Genomic DNA, 19,709 nt, shown 5'->3' with positions numbered 1-19,709 from the left:
TTATTGGTGCATAAATGTAAAAAGAATTGACAGGCCGACGGGCATACATTGATATTTTGTGATAATTTATGTAGGTTCAATTTATGAGGATAATTGCCTGGAATTGTAATATGGCTTTCAGGAAAAAGGCCGACCAAGTGCTGCGTTACAAGCCCGATATATTAATTATATCCGAATGCGAGCATCCCGATAAATTGACTTTTCCAGATCCTCCAACGGGCGTGGTTTGGCATGGCGATAATCAGCATAAAGGGCTTGGCGTATTCTCATTTGGCGATTATCAGCTTAAATTACTACCTGATCACACATCGTCTTTAAAAACAATCCTCCCCATTTCAGTAACAGGGGCAAATTCAGATTTCACTCTTTTTGCAATATGGGCGAATAATCCGCTTGACAAAGGCAATCAATATGTGGGGCAAGTATGGAAAGCCATTCATCATTATGAGCATCTGATAAAACCAGAAAAAACCATTCTGGCAGGTGATTTCAACAGTAATTCTATATGGGATAAACCACGCAGGATTGGCAATCACACCGCTTTGGTTGATGCGCTGGATTTGAAGGGAATAAAAAGTATCTATCATCATCATGGCGGACATCTGCATGGTAAAGAGCCACACCCTACATTTAACTTATATAAAAACGCCGACAAACCCTATCATCTTGATTATTGCTTTGCTTCCGAAGATTTTATTTTAAAATTGGCCGATATAGAAATTGGAAATTATAACGACTGGAAAAAATACAGTGATCATTTACCTTTAATTATCAATTTCGATATTTGACACATCATGGAACAATTTATAGTAATACTGCGCGAACCCGATGGCCGGGCCGATGAGCACGCCGAACAGGACATGAAAGAACACCGCGAAAAATGGAACAACTGGTTTGTTAAATATGCCAAAGAAGGCAACCTGGTTGGTGGAAATGCCTTATCGCTTTACGGCAAAATGATCAAGGGCCATAATGCCGAAGTTATTGATGACATTCACAAAGTGGGGACAGAAATTGTTGGCGGATATTTACTATTACAAGCCAACAACCTGGACAAAGCCGTTGAAATAGCCCGCGAATTACCCGTTTACGAATTTGATGGCTACGCCGAAGTACGCCCGTTTAAAATTTATAACTAAGGTGTTCACGATACAGTATGAACACCCTGAACATTTATATAAAAATCTGATAATCAGATTTTTATATTTTATCAACTACTGACAAGACACTGTCACCATAAATATCAGCCAAGCGGCACGCTTAGCTGGGCGGGGAACTATTTTTGAAGATACGAACCCGGTAAACAGTTATAAACTTAAAGAAGGCATTACCGAAGAGCGATTAGGAATGTGGATTGTGAAAAATGAACGGATTCTGGAAATAATAAAAAACTCTTTAAAACCTTAGCATTTCCTTGGTATTGCACCCCCAATTTAGGCGTCCCGCTTAAATTAAAAACAGCAGACTTTATTTTAATGATAAATCCTCATATTTATTTCATGTCACGTAATGCTTCAAACGACGAACTTTATTGTGTCACCTTAACCGTAGCAGATTGGATAGATGTCTTCATCATACGCAATACAATGACTTTATTATTTAGGTATTATATTAAACTATGTTGTAATCTAAAAATACTGTGAAAGAAACTGATATCAATAAGATAGTTAAATTCTGGGAATGGTTTAAATTGATTTCCGATGATCTATTACGAGCCCCAACAAGACCTGACTTAATTTCTAAAATAGATGACAGCGTGAATAAGTTAGGCTCATTTGATTGGGAAATAGGACCTTACAAAAAAGGAGAATATTATTTTGCTATCTCTCCAAATTTAGATATTAACAAATTAGAAGTTACAAGAGAATTTATAACCTATGCTCCTGTATGTCCGGGTTGGACTTTTCTGTCGTCGAAGCCACCCAAAGACTGGAAAGGAATATGGAAAATGGCCAATGAAAATGGAAAAGATATCTGGATTGATAGTAATAACTGGAGGTACATCTTATATAAATTCGAAGAAGATGAAACTTTCGATATGGATATAATAGTAGATCATATAGAGGGCGATATCAATACCATCCATATGGCGATTGATATTGGCTTAACCGGATATTTGGGAGAGGAAAAATTCATAACGCTAATAAAACATATCAAAATTATATCATTCCCCGAAGAGGGATATCAAAATAAGACCACATTAGTCAAACACATAAAAAACCATATAGAAAGTTTAACTCAGATGTAGATAGTGCTAATCCCGAAAGTCCGCTGAAAGTGGTTTATTAATTTAAGCGGGACGCTTAAATTGTTAGCATTCAAGCGGAACGCTTGAACGGGCGGTGGCAAAACAATGTCACCATAAATATCAGCCAAGCGGCACACTTAGCTGGGCGGGAATTTGAAATCACTGTTCACATACGATTTCATAATAATATACATCGTCCCGCTCTCTCAAAAAAGCTATAGCGGTATCCCACACATTTTCCGGCTTTTCTTGTTTAAATGGACTAGCTGTAAAATCGATACTATTGTTCATACTGGGCTGATGGAAATTTTCCTTAATGATAAAAGCATCTATTCCCCAGATACCTATATTATGCTTTCGACATTCATTGATAAAATCTATAGCAATCTGTTTTGGGTATACATTTACGTTACGCCTTAGAACACCTTTATCTTTAAATAGTAATTCGATTTGATTCATTTATAAATTGTAATAATGGTCAGTGCTACTGTGTACACAAGATAAATCCTTTCTTTCATTCTTTACGCTAAGCCCACAAAAAAAGCGTTCCGTATCTCACCCCGGAACGCCTATCAACTAAACCTCGCACCCATGTTACAGATACAAGTCTCTTTCTGCCGCTATGCGGCATTAAATATTTTATATAATTGCCGTAAATATAATGCCAGCCTAAAATCCTTTTGATTATCAGTCGTTTGCAGCAAAAATCATGCCTTCTTAATGTATCAAAAGCGAACGTAAATTGTCCGCTTTTGAAGTTCTAACGTAATTTATTTTGTATCAGTATAATTGATTACTCTGATCGCAAACTTTTTACAGGATTAGCCACCGCCGTTTTAAAAGCCTCATAACTCAGCGTAAACAGCGCTATTGCCAATGAGCTTAGCCCGGCAAGGATAAATATCCACCACGAAAGATCGATCCGATAGGCAAAATCCTCCAACCACGACCGCATAGCCAACCACCCCAACGGTGCCGCTATCAGGAATGCAACAAGGATCAGTTTCACAAAATCGGCTGCAAAAAGTGCCACCAGCTGACCGAGCGATGCGCCCAACACCTTCCTCACACCAAACTCCTTAATACGCTGCTCAGCCGAGAACATCACCAACCCTAACAGACCTAAACAGGATATCCCGATAGCCACAACCGCAAACACGACCGATAGTGTAGAAATAATGAGCTCGCTGCTGTATAGTTTTTGATACTCCTGATCGACAAACTGGTACGAAAAGGGATAATTGGGATTGATGCTTTTGTAAACGGCCGCCAGGCTTTCCAAAGCTTGTTTGGTTTTCCCCGGCTCTATCCGGGCAACAATCACACCAAAGTGTATTCCTTCTTTCACATCTAAAAAGATGGGTTTGATTGGCTCGTGGAGCGATTGGGTATGGTAGTCTTTCAACACACCAATAATATGCCCCCTCTTCTTCAAGACCTTTACCCATTGGCCTATTGGATGCTTCATATTCATCTCCCTAACTGCTTCTTCATTTACCATAAAAGCGTCTGTCGAGTCGGTTGGATTAGTTTGTGAAAAATCACGCCCTTCGGTTATCTGCAATTTCATTAACTTCACAAAATTAAAGCCGACAGAAGCCGGTTTAACCCCAACTGTGCTATTCTGTTCCTTACCCTGCCACATAATTTGATCACCTTCTACTACGAAATTCATCGCCTGCGGAATCTCGGTCGTTCTGTCAATTATGGCAATGCCTGGCATTTTTAACGCTTGTTCTTTAAACAACAGATATTTGTTTTTCTTCGACAGCTCACCCTCGATCCGCATGTAGACCATATTTTCGCGATCATAGCCCAAGTGGGTATTTTGAACATAGTTGGTTTGCCGTGTAATCACAATAGTTGAGATCAATAATATGATAGAAAGCACGAACTGAAAAACGGTTAACCCTTTACGGAACCAAACAGCTCCCAAGGTAAATTGGAGCGTACCTTTTAAAATACGGACAGGCTTTAGAGCAGAGAGATATAGCGCAGGATAACTGCCTGCAATGAGACCGGTGATGAGCATCAGACTTATCAAAGAAACCCAAAAAGATACCTGAGTAAGCGGAAAACCAAACTGCTTACCCGTAAATTGATCAAATGCAGGCAGCAGCAGTAATAGCAAGATAACAGACAATATCGTTGCCAAAAAAGAAAAGGCCAGGGATTCACCCAAAAACTGTGCAATTAAATTTCCACGGCTTGATCCGGCTACCTTCCTTATCCCTACTTCTTTTGCGCGTTTTACAGATCGCGCTGTAGCCAGGTTCATAAAATTGATACAAGCAATTATTAGTATAAAAACAGCTACTTCGCTGAATATCTTTACGTATTCGATGCGGCCACCGGCAGGTTTCCCATTTACAAAATTATTGTGGAGGTATTGGTCTCCAAATCGTTGAAGCCCCACATGTATCTGTACTCCTTTAATAATACCTAACCGGGACTGAAGGTATTTATTAATCTTTGCTTCTACCTGTTTAGCATCCGCATTGTCTGAAAGTTGGATATAAGTTTGAAAAAAATTAGATGCCCATTCCAGCTGTCCATTTTTTGGCAACTCCCAATTCAATAAAAAATCAAATTTGAGGGAACTTTGAGCAGTTACATTTTCAAAAACGCTGCTTACCACAAAATTATACTTATTTTCATATCGCACAGTCTTACCAATGGCATTTGCAGGACTGCCAAAAAACACCTCTGCCGTATGCTTCGAAATAGCAATGAACCTACTGTCGTTCAGGGCCGTTTCAGCATTGCCTGCTATAACAGGATAACTGAACATTTTAAAAAAGTCGCTACCTGCCCGTGAGCCTTCCATCTTTACCATTTTTTCACCTACCTGCAATGTTTCTGCATGCCCCCATGGAAGATCATACCCGGTGGCATAAAACGCAGTGTTTTTAACTTCTGGGATTGCCTGCTTTATATCCTCCAGTAAAAAACTGAATTTATTGTTATTGATATTGTATGGCGTGATGTAGTTACCTTCGGTTTTGCCGTCTGCGGTCATAGTTGTATACGCCGTATATAGATTTTTCCCATTCTGATGGAAATTATCTATCCCCTTTTCATCTTGCACCCACAGAAAAATAAAAAGACAGCAGGTCATACCGAGTGCCAGTCCTATTACATTGATAGCTGTATGTGTTTTATGGCGGATGACATTGCGCCAGGCGATTGTGAAAAAGTTTTTTATCATGACAAGAGTTTTGGTAATTGTTTGACGTTATTCAACTAATATAAATATTATACCAACCATATAATTATTGATTACTAAATATTTAAATTAATAGAAATTCTTGAATTTATTATTGATGATCAGTTCTTAACTTTCAGCTTTATGCATTCTGCTTTTAGCTTTCACAAATAGGTTTTAACGATTAAATTTTTGTAAGCACAGGCAGAGCTATTACCAAACCAGAAACCAACTGAACCATTTTTCATGTCAGGATCTAGCGCTTTATAAACCATGGCAGGTTTAGGCTGATGATCAACATAAACAGTCAGCGTTTGTCCTTTTACCACTGCTTTTATGTGGAACCAGTCCGTTGCCGGAAGCGTGGCTTTTGCCTGATACTTATCGGCTTCGTAGTCCCACCAGTTAAATTCGTCTTTCTTTTCGGGCATGTATTGTATGGCATTAATAGTGTTTGATCCGGCCGGTCTGAAATAGAGTGTTTCATAATGATGTGCGTCGCGAATACGAAAGGCCAGGCCCAGGTATTCTTTCCCATTGGTCGATGCCATATCCAGTTCACTCTCACCATCCTTAAAATTCAATCCTCTTGGATAAGCAATACCACCGAATTTATAGTTGTCAAAATTCTTTTTCATGATCAATGCTTTCGAACCTTTATAAGTGTCGAAGCTATAACTCTGCCCATCCGAATTAGGGATGATCCATTTGGAGGCATCGATATGAGTAAAATCATGTGTTTTCTTTTGCTGCGCGATCAACGCGTTGCCTGTTATTAATAAGAGGCATGTGAGTAGTATTTTCATAGCTGAATTTTTTTATTTGTCTTAATTATTAAACTCTATCATCTCGAACGAACATTTTTCTATTTCGCCGCCTGTTCAAGGGGGGTAATCTTAAAATTCTTCCAGTCGCCTGCCGAACCATTGCCCACCAAATAGCCAATCCATTCTCCATCAGTCTGCATCAAGGGCTCTACGCTAAGTGAAGCAGTCTTAGCGCCATTGACATATACACTAATATTTTTACCCGCCACCATTATACGTACATGAAACCAGGAATTTGGATCAGGTGCCGGAGAAATAGGCTGTTCATACTCACCCGGGTATTTTTCCCGGAGTGTCGACCAATCAAAATGGGGAAGTGCAACATATTGCACAGAGTGGGCCTTTCGGCTCGGGTCAGCCGCCCGGAAATTAAAAGGCCGGAAGTAAACGCTCTCAAAGGTTGTATCACTAACACCGTGAAAAGCGATGCCCACAAAGCTCGCCTGGTAGTCGTCTTTCCCTTTCGCGTCAAATTCAATAGTCCCGTATTTGAATTTTTTACCAATCATCCAGGCAATTCCACCACCATTTCTTTTATTCAAATGAACACTACCAGTATCTTCTCCATGACTTATCGACCGGTTATAAACTTTATAATACTTTAGCATTTCAGGATCACTCCGATCGCAGCTGCTTAACGCTATCAACAGTGTCATAATAAAGAGGAAACAAAACTGTTTTTTCATAAGTTAGAATTTAAAAACATGCAAGCCAGCATGTCATATATAGTTAATTGATTATCAATATTTTCGCCCTTATTGGTGTTGTCGCCAACAAAAATCTCTTATTATTTATCAACATAATAAGGCCTTTGCGCACACTTATTGGTGACAACACCAACAAGGGCTCTGGGCTAATTATTATTTCAATGGGGTAATCTTAAAATTTTTCCAGTCACCAGCAGAATCACCGCCGACCCAATAGCCAATCATATCCCCTTTTGTTTCTACAAGTGGCTCTACATTAAGTACCGGGCTTGTGCCATCATTGACATATACCTTAATATTTTTACTTTCTACTGTTATACGTACATGTAACCAGGAATTGGGGTCAGGCGCCGGAGAAATAGGCTGCTCGTATTTGCCTGGAAAGGTACTCCGCAGTACCGGCCAATCAAACTTAGGACTCGCAATATATTGCACTCCATGCATTACCCGAGTGAGATCTGTCGACTGAAAATTAAAAGGCCGGAAATAAACAGCTTCATAAATTGCTTCGTTTACACCATGAAAAGCGATCCCAACAAAACTAGCCATGAACGCATCTTTCCCTTTTACATCAAACTCAATAGTCCCCTGTTTAAATTTCTTGTCTTTGATCCAGGCGATCCCCTCACCTGTGCGAGCATCCAAATGAACGCTCCCGGATTCTTCGCCAGGACTCATCGACCGGTTATATAGTGTATAATTCTTTTGCATTTCTCCAGCTGGGTTAGTCTGGCCGAAACCGTTCAAGATTGCAATTAGCAATAAAAGTGTAAGTACTAATATTATTTTTCTCATTTATATAAGGTTTTAGTGGTGATATTTCCTAGTATACTTTATTAGGTTTATTCAATTATTATTTCGAAAATTAAATATAAACAAAATTATATTTCAATAAAACAATTAACACGAAATATAATTTCAAAAATAAGTCAAATACTTACAAACTCTCCTTCTTCAATTTCTCCAGTAAATGATCAAATCTTACCCAGGCCAGGTGGCAATCTTTCGGACTATGACCGGTTGAATAAATGAGGTATTTACCATCAGGCGTCACATATTCGCCCCAGCGGTGAGCCGGACCATCGTTGATCTTGGGGCCAAGACTTACAGGCGCGGTCCAGCTGCCATCTTTTTTATGGAAACTGATCCAGAGCTCACATTCATAATCTTTCTGTTCTTTGGCACTAATGACGATATACGACTCATCCCTCGCCACAAAAAAATCTCCGTCAAAGCCCGGTGTATTTAATGGCTCCCCAATACTGCGGATGGTAGTATCCGTTGCCGACATTTTCAGTTCGCTGATATCGTAGTCCTGGTAATCTCCCCTTTTATCCAGATGCACATTGCTGCCTGCATAACAAGTGCCGCTGCTGGTCGGCATAAAATCATAAAGACCGTAACTCTTTTTAAGGTAGACCTCAGGTGCGCTCCACCCGGTTGCTGTGCGGTGCGACTGCCATACAAATGAATGCTTACCATCACCCTGTCCGCCTAAAAAATAAAGCGTCTGATTATCGACCGAAAAAGTTGGCGCATAATAATGTGCATTCAAAACAAAAGGGCCGTTCCATTTGCCGTTCTCAAATTTCATATAGCAAACCCTGTCATTTACGCCGCTAAACCAGGTGTTATTGGTGGGAAAATAGAACTCAGTCCCGTCATCTGAAAAAGCTACCCGGTCAAACGCAAAGGTGTCAGCTTTTGCCAACATGCCAGCGCCAAATACTTCGGGGGTATCGCCCGGCGGCTTTTGCCCCAGGTAAGCATCTTTCGTTTTCCAGATGCTTTTTTGTCCATATAGCGAGGTGCTTGTTAAAAAACAGAGGGCCACCGCCAATAAAAATAACTTGCTCATAATTGTGTTAGTAATTGATGTTACACAAACTTATATTTACAATCAGATAGGGGCAATTCATACCTTGTTCAAGTTTTTTCAAGTTGTATCTTTTTGAAAATAAGATCATTAATAAGAAATGCACTTTGAGCAAATATTTCATGGCATGTCTTTGACAGATTATAAAAAATACGTATCTTTATAAAAAACACACGTGCAATGACAACGAAACTAACATTGACTGTAGAAGAAAGCACTATAAAGAAGGCCAAACTATATGCTAAACATACGGGTCGGAGTTTATCTGAGCTAATTGAAAACTATCTTGAAACACTTACAGAAGAGAACACAAACAAGAATGACATTTCCCCTAAACTAAAGAAAATAGCAGGTGTTGTTAAGCTTCCGGAAGATTTTGATGAGAAGGCAGCATTAAATGCTTATTTCGAGAATAAGCATTTATGAAAAAAGTATTTGTTGATACCAACATATTGATTGACCTTCTGGCAGATCGCCCCCCTTACAGTAAATTTGCTATCGAACTATTTGATCTTGCCGAAAAGAGAAAAGTAAAATTATACACCTCATCACACTCTTATGCTACCTCACACTATTTACTAAAAAAGTATTTTGGTGAAACAGCTTTGCGGGAGATATTACTTTCTTTACTTGATTTTATAGAACTCATTCCGGTGGACGTGGCTATAATTAAAAAAAGCTTGTTGTCTAAGCATAAAGATTTTGAAGATGCCATCCAGATTTTTGCAGCTAATACTATTGCTAACGCAGACTTTATTGTAACGAGAAACATAAAGGATTTTAAAGATGCAGGAGTTATTGTATTACCTCCTGATGAATTATTAAATCATTTATAGATCCTGCTGTTGAGATTTCAAGTACTGAAAATTTATCATTTTGAGCTAAAAATCCTGTCACAGAATCATTTTCCCTGCGTCTTAAAGAATGGATAACTGTATCTTCGAATAACCAAAATTCAAGCATGAGTGCTTCTGAACTGAAACAATTACTGGCTATTATTGAACAGCAGCTCGACTGGGGTGATAACTCGACCTGGCAAGGAAAAGATTTTGAGATACTTAATCAGCTTATTTTTGATAAAACCAAAGTATCTTTAAGCGCCAGCACTTTGCGAAGGATATGGGGAAAGGTTGAGTACAATCACATGCCCAGTACAACCACGCTGGATACTTTAGCCCGGTTTGCCGGCTTCGAAAGCTGGCGCGCATTTACCCGGCAAAAGATCACTGCCAACGCAGTCATTACAAAACAAGTTGAAAAAGCTCCTGTAAAACCTAAAGCTAAACAAGGCCGGTGGATAACTGTTGGATTAATTGTTATTGCCATTGCCGCAGTTGGCCTGATCAGCATGCATGTTAAAAAAGAACCGGCAAAGGGCACTTACTTTTTCAGCAGCAAACCGGTTACAAGGAATATACCTAATTCAGTAGTATTTACTTATGATGCCAAAGCAGCCGCCGGCGATTCAGTTTTTATACAGCAATCGTGGGATAACCGTACCAGGGCATGGGTTGATCCTGGCAAACACCAATATACTTCAGTTTATTATTATCCGGGTTTTTACCACGCTAAGCTGCTGGTAAACAAAACCGTTGTTAAAGAACATACCCTGCTGATACCAACTATTGGCTGGCTTGGTTTAATCAATCATGAGCCGATACCTGTTTACCTTAACCCGGCAGAGTTTCTAAAGGATGGGCTTATGTCGCTTTCTGTGGCTGATCTGAAGCAAAAAAATATTATGCTAAGTCCGCAGCCGCCGATGGTTCAATACGCCAATGTAGGTAATTTTACTCCCGTACCTATCAGCGATTTCGATTTCAGCGTCGAGGTAAAAAACGATTATCATGAAGGCTCGGGCACCTGCCAGTTTATGAATATCAGCCTGGTAACAGATAATATTCCCGTTATTGTGCCTTTGTCTATCAAAGGATGCATCTCTGAGCTGAATATGATCGATGGGGCAAACATGATATCAGGAAAAAGTACCGATTTGTCGGGTTTTGGTACTGATCTGACCCAATGGGTAAAAGTGAATATCCGCAGTGAAGGCAGCAGCCTGGCGTATTACGTAAATGGGAAAGTGGTTTTCCATTCAAGACTGCCCTTGCCCGAAAATATTGTTGGTATGTGGTATATGTTCGAGGGAACAGGTTCAGTCAGGAATATTGAGCTGAAGCAGAAGAATAAAGTAATATTTGAAGCATTTTAGAAGCATTGCAGAGAATGGAGCAATCCCAGGCCAGCAGGCTTAGAATTTGAAAGCTGACCCACCAGCCGGAATCACTCCATTCCCTGTCTACCTGCCGTTAGGCAGGCATTATACCTTCCCACTTATACCAGTCTCCCTGTTTTCATGGCTTCCTGCAGGTTTTGAACCTTAAACTTAGGTTTATACAGTTTATTAGCCACCTTTTTTACCCAGGTATACCTGTAACCGAACACCGTTTTCATTACCTCCACACCTACTGATCCCTTTGGGTACCCATATTTATACCAGGTAAATTTAGAGTTATCGATCCTGAAAGTATCCGCAAACTCCGCCAGGAAAAGATCGATCTCGATATCAAAAATATCCAGATCCAGATCAATACTGGTATCTACAGTCAACGCTTCCGGATCAACCTTTTGTATCTTATATCGTTCGCAATATCCGGCAATAAATTCTTTTAATTCAGGCAGTACTTCTTCCATTATAATCGAATTTTGTTTGATCGCTTTGGTTATAAGACGACACTTTTTCAAAACGGTTGCATCATTTCTTAAAAAAAATGAAATGTTTTTCCTGTAGATTCCTTTCCGTTTTTAATTTACCCCATTAGGGGTAACAGGTTGGTAGCAGAAAGCCAATAAGAAATCTTTGCTCCGTATTCTAGGTTTACCATATATCCAAATTAATTTAAAATTGCTTTTTTTCAGGCTGATCGTTTGTAGTTATCCACATACATTTCACCTCTTTTTACTAAGGAGAACATTCGGAGGATCAGCTTGAATTTAACATTGTTTAATACCAGTGGATAGCATTTGTTTTTGAACTTTCTTTCGGCATATGCTTTGAGTTCAAGGTCATGCGCTATCGCTGTTTTTGCAGCTTGATTCAACTCCTGTTTCAGTTCCTTATTTGCAAGTTTACTGACCCTTGTGCGGCCTTTGACACTTGTTCCCGATTTATGACCAAATGGAAGCACACCCACATACACTGCGTACGTTCTTGCATCCGGGAAACTGGTAAAGTTTTCGGTATAAGCGATGGTCATCCATGCATTTATTTTACCGATGCCCTTGATGCTGGTTATTATCCGGTAGTTTAACAACATAGCGTCATTGGCTTTAACTATTTCCATTATCTGTTTCTCCACCTGGTTTATGTACACCGTGTTTGATTTCATTTTTGCCTTACTAACACGGGTAATTGTATCGGCTGTCTTTATCTCGTACATGTGCTGGCGCTCGCTTAATGTGCTTTGCAAGCCCGCATTTTCCCGTACCAATCGTTTACGAAAAGATAAGAGCTGTTTAAGTATCAGGATGGTTTTATCCAACGGCCTTGAAGGCTCAATGTCTTTTATCCTTTGTTCACCATATTTGCTGATACGAAAGGAGTCGGCCTCATCACTTTTCCCCCTGGTCATACCCATGGAGTTTTTTATTTCAAGTCCAGGCACCCTGCAATATGAAATAGAAAAAGCCTCGCAAAATTGAATGAACCTGTATTCATAACCACCCGTGTATTCCATCACTATCAGGGTTTCTTGCAAATCGATGTTATGAGTTTTACACCACTTCTGAAATACCTTGAACCCCGCAGAACAATTGTCGATTTTGATGTGCTGCCCAAGCTCGTAACTACTTACGTCCAGTGTCAACTTCGACACATCCACCCCCAGAATAACATTCCACTTTCTCATACGTTTATAATTTAAGTTTATAAAGATTGCCTTTTGCCGAAAAAACCTTTGTTGTAGCAAGGTTAGTATTCTAGTTGGGCCTTGGGCAATCATAAAGGGCAGGGACTAATACGGAGCATAGTTCTGTAAACTTAGTAGGAGCTCAAGTTCACCCTGCCCTTTATCATAACGTTATTCACAAAGTTTTTAGTTTTTAACACCCCCCAGACCCCCCGTTTCAAACAATAACAATATTTATAAAAAATACTCTTAATTAGACCAAAGGTAGGTGCAAAACATCATCAGCCATGCATGAAGAAATATTGCACCTAAGGAGCAATTAAGTTGTTTATTTTTTTATGCAACCGACATTTTGCTCCTCCGGAGCAATCTTATAATTATATATCTCACAGTTTTTGAATCAGTCCCAATAACTTATAATTGTATAAATTTGAGCAGATGGAAATAAAAGTGATCGCCTTTGATGCTGATGATACCCTTTGGGTAAATGAGCCTTATTTTCAGAACACCGAAAAGAAGTTTTGCAGCCTGCTGGAAGAATTTCTGCCGCAGCATGCCCTATCGCGCGAGCTGCTGAAGATCGAGATTGAAAACCTCCCCCTGTACGGCTATGGAATAAAAGGCTATATCCTCTCCATGATCGAGGCGGCTTTAAAAGTAACCGATAACAACCTCACCAATGAAGCCATCGAAAAGATCATAGGTTACGGCAAGGAATTACTGAACGAACCTATTGAGCTACTCGACAATGTAGAAGAAGTACTACAAGCCCTGCAAGGCCCATACCGCATTGTAGTAGCCACCAAAGGCGACCTGCTGGACCAGGAACGAAAACTAAAAAAATCCGGACTGAGCCGTTATTTCCATCACATCGAGATCATGTCCGAAAAAGGTGAGGATGATTACCTCAAGCTGATCAAACACCTCGATATCCTCCCTAATGAGTTTATGATGATCGGTAACTCATTAAAATCAGACGTCATTCCTGTATTAAACATCGGCGGGCATGCTATCCATGTTCCCTACCACACCACCTGGGCGCATGAGCAGGTCGAAGCCAAGCTGGACCATGAGAATTTCAGGCACGTAGAACATTTGAAGGAAGTGTTAGGGCTGATGCCAGTGTAGATTTTCGGTATTGAAAGTATTTAGGTTTAAATAAGATATTCTGTCCGCTCATAGCCGCGGAGGCCTAGTTACTTTTGTCGCCACAAAAGTAACCAAAACCGAAGTGTAGCGAGCTCATGAACACCTATAAAAAACAAACACTGGTGAATAAAGGCTGTCACAGAAAGGCTTCTTTGCCGCACAGGGGCCTTTGCCCTGCAAATCAGCCAAAACTACGGGCTGCAAAATGTTGCCCCACTGCGTTCCCACCAGGCCGATACTTCGGCAACTATTGCTATGCTCTTTCCAACTCACAAGGCCACCATCGTTTTGCCTGATTTCGCCCGAAGCTGTTCCACTGACGGGATCAGGAATAAATAAAAAATATTGCTTCATTAAATGAACCCAAAACAAAAGAGCGTTGGGCTGACAAAAAAGCGGGCCGGGTGTATGGCGGGAATGACGGTTTAGCCTTTTCGCGTGATGCGAAGAATGAGCATCCAGAAAAGCGTTAAGAACCGGCAGGGCGGGCTGAAGCTTTTTTCTGTCTTGATCTTTTGGTTACTTTTGGATCAAGCCAAAATTGCGATAGCAATCATGAACACCGATAAAAAACAAATGACTGGTGAATAACTAACAGCCCTCCCGCGGCAATTGAGCGGGACTACACATGAATTGAATCCCCCAATTAATTCAGAACCCAAAATCTTACACTTCCTTCTCAAACTCCCCCAACTCAATCACCTGCTTAGGCACACCAAATTTAGTATCAGTAGGAAATGGAATAATTTTCCCGGTAGTATGATACCCCCTGCGTTCATACCATTTGATCAATTCGTGGCGGGTAGTAATCACTGTGATAAATATAGCACCACAATTCAACTGTTTGGCTACGATCTCTGCTTCCTGCAGCAACTGCCGACCAATGCCGTTTGCCTGCAACGTTGGCGATACGGTAAGCATGCCCAGGTACAGCCTTTGCTCCTTGAGTTCAAGATAAACGCAAGCGATGATCTGCCCTTCATCATTAGTGTATTTTAACATCGTAACGTTTGGATCTTGCAGATATTCGGCCATGGTAGGCTCATCAATACGGATGCCTCCCAATAGATGCGCCTCGCTCGTCCAGCCCTTTTGGGATGATGCACCGCGATAGGCGCTGTTGACAAGATTAGTTAGTTCGGCAGCATCGAATAGGGTAGCTTGGGTAATAGGCATATAAATTTTTAAAGCTGCAAACCTAATTTTTTTACGATTAATAATAAAATGCCGACGTGTCATTTAGCCGTTTCAATTATATTGAGCGTGTTATCAAGACTATTGGTTACCAGTATTTCGTTTTTACCGTCACCATTCACATCCGCAATGGTAATACCGTCCGGCTTTTGACCAACCGGTACTGTATAGCTTGATACCACTGCATGCCTGTTCATCAGAAATACGGTGATACTGTTGCTATTATAATTTGCGACTGCAATATCATTAATACCATCGCCATTGATATCGCCTATGGCAACTCTGCTGGGACTTTTACCGGCAGTAAAGGGCGAACCCGGCATAATAACAAATTTGCCACTGCCATCCCCGATCAATATAGTAAGCCCGTCCCTGCCGGTATTGCTTGAGGTAATGGTAGGCGAGTTCACAATCGCCAGATCGGGCTTGCCATCTCCGTTGATATCCCCGACCGCGGCTCCAAAGGGTGAGTCGCCGCAGGCAAATGGCGAACCTGGTGGCTCATAAAAGCCACTCTTACCATTTCCCAACAGGATAGTAGCATTATTGCCATCCAAATTAGTGGTAACAATATCCGTATTCCCGTCCATATTCAAATCCGCCGTTCTGATTCTTTGGTAGGGATGTTTGCCAACTTTTATAAAAGTACCTGGCGTATTAAATCCATGCTTATTATTTCCGAAAAGTATTTCTATCCGGTCATTCCCCCAACTGTCCGTAACCAGGTCGGTATTGCCATCCTTATTAAAATCGCCTGCTGCAACACCATGAGTATGCGGGATAACATCCACCGCAAAGGGCGATCCTTTCAACGGTTTAAAGCTTCCATCACCTTCGCCAGCCAATACAGTCAGGTATTTTTTGGTATGATTAGCAAAGGCAAGGTCAGGCTTGCCATCTTTATTAAAATCTGCTATCACTACGTCATTTGGTGTACAGCCCGCATAAAATGGCGAGCCCTTAGCTTCGGTAAAAGCCCCATTCACTTTTCCGAGCAAAATGGTAACGCTGCTATCGCCTCCATTGGCAATTACGAGGTCTGGTATTTTATCATTGTCCAAATCCGCAACTTCGATGCTGGTTGGAGTTTTGCCAACTTTCAGGGTGATCATATTTTCTTTATTTGAAGTATGACCAACTGCACAAGCAATCAAAGCGCACTCGATGATCGCGAAAAACAAGATTTGCACCTTTTTCATAGCGAGGCAGCTGTTTGTGTATTCGCTTTATTTGCCTGTAGCAGCACATGCAGGTTGATATCGCTATAAATGAATGTATCGTACTTAACATTCTTTGTTGCGATGTTCCAGTCGCGCCGGTTGATCTTGATATCAGCCTGGGCCATAAAGCTGGTATCGGTATTTTTCGAGATGTCCACTGTAAAGACTACCTTTTTACTGATCCCATGCAGCATTAAATTACCTGTAACGGTAACAAAGTGATATACAGACTCCGACCTGTGATCAACCGAAACAATATCCAATTTTGCCAAAGGGAAACTATCAGTATCAAAGAAATTATCGCCCTTCAGGTTATTCTCTAATTTCTGCTTATCAAGCATAACCAGATCACACACGGTTATGGAATTCATGTCGATAGTTATAGAACCTTTAGCCAATTGTTTGCAGTAAAAAACCAGGTCGCCCGACTGTATCCTGATCGTTCCATTGTGTTTCCCCGTTGGCTTTTCAGCCTTCCAGTTGATCGTACTCACTGCCGGATCAACAGTTAAAACGCTAACTCCGCCGGGTTTTGGATAATTATTTGTGTGGGTGCTGATCCCAGCATTGCTGAGCATCAGCAAACAAAAAAGAAGTGTTTTCATGTTGTTTGATTTTAAATTACAACACAAGATTAGCCACCATTTTTGCCCTGATAAAATATAGTAGACCAAAGCCTCAATTAATAGACGTATATTGATCTATAGTTTTCCATAGCATCATTCATCTATTAAATTTGATGTTGGTCTATTCAATTAGTCGTTTGTCTGTTTTATATTGATCATTGCATAAAACATTTTAAAATTGCTATGAACGCTCAATGGCCGGCTACCAAAAAACTGCTTCACCTGTTATTCTGGGTAGTAATAACAATGGTGTTTTTGTTTGATAGGCGTTACCTTATACAAAAAGCGGGCCTTGGTCATTTTGCCGAATGCACTGTAGTAAGGCTCACGCTCATCATTTCACTATCATATTTTCATATCTTTTATCTTATCCCCCGCTATTTTTCCACCAAACGATATCCTGCTTACTTTGCGTTGCTCATTTTATCCCTGTGCATATATGTTACGCTGCAAAACCTATATGATATTTACTTGTATGGTTTTGTTATAGGCGCCATCAGCTATCGAAGTTTCTGGTATTCATTTCCGTATAACTTTATTACCGCAGGCTGGTACCTGGCTATCACAACAGCTTTTAATCTCAGTTTGGACTGGTACCGTCAGCGCATGGAACTTAAAAACCTGCAGGAAGAGCTTAAGCGGGAAGCTTCAATTATGATAACCAGTCATAACGACAGCGATTATGTCTTCCTTAAATCAGGCACCAAAAAATTCAAGACCTCTCTAAATTCAATTTATTATATACAGGGCTTAAAGGATTATTCTATTATTTATACCGATGACGGGAAGATCATTGTAAAAGGTTCTTTAAAAATTGTTGAAGAATTATTCCCTGCCAAACATTTTGTGCGTGTCCATAAATCATATATGGTCGCCAATAATAAAATAAAGCATACGCAAAGCAATAAATTGGTTTTGAGCAATAACGAGATTATACCGATAGGAAGAAGCTACAGGCATTTGCTTGAAGCGTCTTAAGTTGATTAGGTTGATTGAGTTGGATTAAGTTGATTAGTTTAACTTATTTAACTCAATCAACCTAATCAACTAATCAACCAACACCTACATCTTCCCCAGCAAGATCATCGTCAGCATAAAAGTATCATATAGCAAGTGGAAAAATATCAAATACCACAGATTGCCCTTAAACACTTTATAAAGCCAGGTAATAAACAGCGCAAAGATAAATATCGCGATAACTGCACCCCATCCCTCCTGCCAATGATAGAGTGCAAACAGGATACTCGTGATGATAGCGCTGATCAAAAACGATTTGCCAAACATCACCCTGACCCTGTTAAAAATAAATCCGCGGAAAACGATCTCTTCATAAGGCACAACCAGGAACGCGGCCAGCAACAGCAAGAAAATGTAATTAATAAAATGATGCCTGATAAAATTAAAGTCGGAAAGGTTAGCACTTTTGAAACCCAGGTGCGTAATAAATGGGCCCAATATCCAAAAATGAAAAGCCGCATACACCAATCCTATTACACCGCCAACATAAAAAGCCCTCCATTTCAGATCAGCAAAACGGAAACCGATAGATGCAAAGCTTTCCTTATTAAAATTCAGGTAGATCCATATCACACCCAAAACCACGAAAGGGTAAGCATACATGGGCAAATGAGCGTAATGCGGAAACAGCATCACGAAAGCGATCATGATGATATCCACCCAAATCCTGGTCTGTTTACTAAGCGGCATAGACTACAAGGCCCTGTAATCTTCCCTCACCGGACTGAAAATATCCAGCAGTTTGCAATTAGTAATTGCTTTACCCCCATGCTCCACATTTGATGGAATAACAGCAAACATTCCCGGCTCTAAAACTTGTGGATCGCCGTTAACAGTCAGCTCAAATTTACCCTCGAGCACAAAGGCGCTTTGCTGATGAACATGTCTGTGCAGTGGCACAGAACAACCGGCCTTCACTTCGATAAAATTGATAGTATTGGTATCGGTGTGGATCAGCTTAGAAAAAAAACCTGGTGCGATCTCTTTGGTTGCGATGTCAGAAAACTGGCGAAAGATGGTAGTATCCATTGCGATTGATTGAAAGGTTAAATATACAATTGTAGAGCATTGATTAGTAAGTTCTATATTTTTCTTACTAAATTTGATATATGGAATTAAAAGTAGACATCGGGTTTGAACAACTTTTAAAAGCAATTAATCAATTGCCTGCGGCCAAGATTGTACAATTAAAGGCCGAACTATCAGCAAAAAAGACAGATGGTAAAGGACAGGCCAGTACTGATGATTTTCAAAAATTCCTATTGAATGGCCCGGTCATGGGTGATCATCAATATGATATCTATAAGGAAACCAGAACCAGACTGAATAAATGGAGAACGAAGTAGTTTTGCTCGACACCTCTATTCTTATAGAATATTACAGGAAAAAGGATAAAAGTAAGAGTGCACTTTTTGGTTTGCTTCAAACCCCTTCTATATTCGCAGTTTCAGCAGTAACACATTTCGAAATATATACAGGTTCAAGCAATGAGCAGTCTGATTTTTGGAACGAATTCTTTCAGAAAATTACGGTATTGCCCTTCAATGCAGAAATATCCATAGAAGCTGCAAATATTGATGCCGCCTTGAAAAAGAAAAGAAAGCAAATTGCAATACCCGACCTATTTATTGCAGCTACCGCAATTCATCATAATATCCCTTTAGTAACACTTAACAAAAAACACTTTGAAAGGGTTGATAAAATTCAGTTAGTTGAACAAACTAACTGATGT

23 protein-coding genes are annotated in these 19,709 nt (G+C 40.2%); 10 read left to right on the top strand and 13 right to left on the bottom strand.

Annotation, left to right across the window (positions count from 1 at the left end; genetic code table 11):
- Nucleotides 1-83: 83 nt before the first annotated feature.
- The 3 genes from ACPPVU_RS10170 (at nt 84) to ACPPVU_RS10160 (ending at nt 2,248) form a co-directional block, all read left to right on the top strand.
- Nucleotides 84-788, top strand: a complete 705-nt coding sequence (locus tag ACPPVU_RS10170) for an endonuclease/exonuclease/phosphatase family protein (RefSeq protein ID WP_426671591.1) — start codon at nt 84-86, stop codon at nt 786-788.
- A gap of 6 nt (nt 789-794) precedes the next feature.
- On the top strand, nt 795-1,139 hold the full coding sequence (locus ACPPVU_RS10165) for a YciI family protein (protein ID WP_426671590.1): 345 nt from the start codon (nt 795-797) through the stop codon (nt 1,137-1,139).
- A gap of 500 nt (nt 1,140-1,639) precedes the next feature.
- Nucleotides 1,640-2,248, top strand: coding sequence for a hypothetical protein (locus ACPPVU_RS10160; protein ID WP_426671589.1), 609 nt, complete (start codon nt 1,640-1,642; stop codon nt 2,246-2,248).
- Nucleotides 2,249-2,407: 159 nt separating this feature from the next.
- Here the strand turns inward: ACPPVU_RS10160 and ACPPVU_RS10155 are convergent, their stop codons facing one another.
- From ACPPVU_RS10155 to ACPPVU_RS10130, 6 genes are all read right to left on the bottom strand, one after another.
- Nucleotides 2,408-2,707: a hypothetical protein gene (locus tag ACPPVU_RS10155; protein WP_426671588.1), complete on the bottom strand. Its 300-nt coding sequence runs from the start codon at nt 2,705-2,707 to the stop codon at nt 2,408-2,410.
- A 334-nt stretch (nt 2,708-3,041) separates the two neighbouring features.
- Nucleotides 3,042-5,456 (bottom strand): ABC transporter permease, encoded by a 2,415-nt coding sequence (locus tag ACPPVU_RS10150; RefSeq protein ID WP_426671587.1) that lies wholly within the window; start codon nt 5,454-5,456, stop codon nt 3,042-3,044.
- A gap of 161 nt (nt 5,457-5,617) precedes the next feature.
- Nucleotides 5,618-6,259 (bottom strand): hypothetical protein, encoded by a 642-nt coding sequence (locus tag ACPPVU_RS10145; RefSeq protein WP_426671586.1) that lies wholly within the window; start codon nt 6,257-6,259, stop codon nt 5,618-5,620.
- Nucleotides 6,260-6,318: 59 nt separating this feature from the next.
- A complete protein-coding gene (locus ACPPVU_RS10140; RefSeq protein WP_426671585.1) occupies nt 6,319-6,966 on the bottom strand; it encodes a family 16 glycoside hydrolase in 648 nt (215 codons plus the stop codon).
- A 174-nt stretch (nt 6,967-7,140) separates the two neighbouring features.
- On the bottom strand, nt 7,141-7,782 hold the full coding sequence (locus ACPPVU_RS10135) for a hypothetical protein (protein ID WP_426671584.1): 642 nt from the start codon (nt 7,780-7,782) through the stop codon (nt 7,141-7,143).
- A 142-nt stretch (nt 7,783-7,924) separates the two neighbouring features.
- On the bottom strand, nt 7,925-8,845 hold the full coding sequence (locus ACPPVU_RS10130; RefSeq protein WP_426671583.1) for a hypothetical protein: 921 nt from the start codon (nt 8,843-8,845) through the stop codon (nt 7,925-7,927).
- Between the two features lie 198 nt (nt 8,846-9,043).
- Here ACPPVU_RS10130 and ACPPVU_RS10125 point away from each other — a divergent pair, with 198 nt between their 5' ends.
- From ACPPVU_RS10125 to ACPPVU_RS10115, 3 genes are all read left to right on the top strand, one after another.
- The gene (locus tag ACPPVU_RS10125) at nt 9,044-9,289 is read left to right on the top strand and encodes a DUF6364 family protein (protein ID WP_426671582.1); all 246 of its coding nucleotides are present in this window, start codon (nt 9,044-9,046) and stop codon (nt 9,287-9,289) included.
- On the top strand, nt 9,286-9,699 hold the full coding sequence (locus tag ACPPVU_RS10120) for a type II toxin-antitoxin system VapC family toxin (protein ID WP_426671581.1): 414 nt from the start codon (nt 9,286-9,288) through the stop codon (nt 9,697-9,699). The genes ACPPVU_RS10125 and ACPPVU_RS10120 overlap by 4 nt, the downstream gene beginning before the upstream one ends.
- Before the next feature lie 125 nt (nt 9,700-9,824).
- Entirely contained in the window at nt 9,825-11,075 is a 1,251-nt protein-coding gene (locus tag ACPPVU_RS10115) for a hypothetical protein (protein ID WP_426671580.1), read from the top strand.
- A 122-nt stretch (nt 11,076-11,197) separates the two neighbouring features.
- On the opposite strand, the gene ACPPVU_RS10110 is transcribed toward ACPPVU_RS10115, so the two are convergent.
- Both ACPPVU_RS10110 and ACPPVU_RS10105 read right to left on the bottom strand, forming a co-directional pair.
- The gene (locus ACPPVU_RS10110; protein ID WP_426671579.1) at nt 11,198-11,557 is read right to left on the bottom strand and encodes a DUF1493 family protein; all 360 of its coding nucleotides are present in this window, start codon (nt 11,555-11,557) and stop codon (nt 11,198-11,200) included.
- A gap of 221 nt (nt 11,558-11,778) precedes the next feature.
- Nucleotides 11,779-12,771: an IS110 family transposase gene (locus ACPPVU_RS10105; protein WP_426668270.1), complete on the bottom strand. Its 993-nt coding sequence runs from the start codon at nt 12,769-12,771 to the stop codon at nt 11,779-11,781.
- A 438-nt stretch (nt 12,772-13,209) separates the two neighbouring features.
- Between ACPPVU_RS10105 and ACPPVU_RS10100 the strand changes: the two genes are divergently transcribed.
- Nucleotides 13,210-13,899 (top strand): HAD family hydrolase, encoded by a 690-nt coding sequence (locus ACPPVU_RS10100; RefSeq protein WP_426671578.1) that lies wholly within the window; start codon nt 13,210-13,212, stop codon nt 13,897-13,899.
- Nucleotides 13,900-14,586: 687 nt separating this feature from the next.
- Here the strand turns inward: ACPPVU_RS10100 and ACPPVU_RS10095 are convergent.
- Genes ACPPVU_RS10095 through ACPPVU_RS10085 form a run of 3 tightly spaced genes read right to left on the bottom strand, consistent with a single transcriptional unit; the run spans nt 14,587 to nt 16,939 of the window.
- A complete protein-coding gene (locus tag ACPPVU_RS10095; RefSeq protein WP_426671577.1) occupies nt 14,587-15,096 on the bottom strand; it encodes a GNAT family N-acetyltransferase in 510 nt (169 codons plus the stop codon).
- Between the two features lie 59 nt (nt 15,097-15,155).
- Nucleotides 15,156-16,313, bottom strand: coding sequence for an FG-GAP repeat domain-containing protein (locus tag ACPPVU_RS10090; protein WP_426671576.1), 1,158 nt, complete (start codon nt 16,311-16,313; stop codon nt 15,156-15,158).
- On the bottom strand, nt 16,310-16,939 hold the full coding sequence (locus ACPPVU_RS10085) for a YceI family protein (RefSeq protein WP_426671575.1): 630 nt from the start codon (nt 16,937-16,939) through the stop codon (nt 16,310-16,312). The genes ACPPVU_RS10090 and ACPPVU_RS10085 overlap by 4 nt, the downstream gene beginning before the upstream one ends.
- A 204-nt stretch (nt 16,940-17,143) precedes the next feature.
- Here ACPPVU_RS10085 and ACPPVU_RS10080 point away from each other — a divergent pair, with 204 nt between their 5' ends.
- Nucleotides 17,144-17,938 (top strand): LytR/AlgR family response regulator transcription factor, encoded by a 795-nt coding sequence (locus ACPPVU_RS10080; RefSeq protein ID WP_426671574.1) that lies wholly within the window; start codon nt 17,144-17,146, stop codon nt 17,936-17,938.
- An 84-nt stretch (nt 17,939-18,022) separates the two neighbouring features.
- Here the strand turns inward: ACPPVU_RS10080 and ACPPVU_RS10075 are convergent, their stop codons facing one another.
- Together ACPPVU_RS10075 and ACPPVU_RS10070 are read right to left on the bottom strand one after the other, a co-directional pair.
- Nucleotides 18,023-18,667, bottom strand: coding sequence for a CPBP family intramembrane glutamic endopeptidase (locus ACPPVU_RS10075; protein WP_426671573.1), 645 nt, complete (start codon nt 18,665-18,667; stop codon nt 18,023-18,025).
- A 3-nt stretch (nt 18,668-18,670) separates the two neighbouring features.
- Nucleotides 18,671-19,006, bottom strand: coding sequence for a cupin domain-containing protein (locus ACPPVU_RS10070; RefSeq protein ID WP_426671572.1), 336 nt, complete (start codon nt 19,004-19,006; stop codon nt 18,671-18,673).
- Between the two features lie 80 nt (nt 19,007-19,086).
- Between ACPPVU_RS10070 and ACPPVU_RS10065 the strand changes: the two genes are divergently transcribed.
- Both ACPPVU_RS10065 and ACPPVU_RS10060 read left to right on the top strand, forming a co-directional pair.
- Nucleotides 19,087-19,323 carry a hypothetical protein gene (locus ACPPVU_RS10065; RefSeq protein WP_426671571.1) on the top strand — a complete coding sequence of 79 codons (237 nt, stop codon included), beginning with the start codon at nt 19,087-19,089 and terminating at the stop codon, nt 19,321-19,323.
- Nucleotides 19,308-19,706 (top strand): type II toxin-antitoxin system VapC family toxin, encoded by a 399-nt coding sequence (locus tag ACPPVU_RS10060; protein WP_426671570.1) that lies wholly within the window; start codon nt 19,308-19,310, stop codon nt 19,704-19,706. The genes ACPPVU_RS10065 and ACPPVU_RS10060 overlap by 16 nt, the downstream gene beginning before the upstream one ends.
- Nucleotides 19,707-19,709 lie beyond the last annotated feature (3 nt).

Origin of the sequence: Mucilaginibacter sp. McL0603 (genome assembly GCF_049992945.1) — a bacterium.
GTDB lineage: Bacteria > Bacteroidota > Bacteroidia > Sphingobacteriales > Sphingobacteriaceae > Mucilaginibacter.
This window is presented reverse-complemented; position numbering and strand designations above follow the sequence as displayed.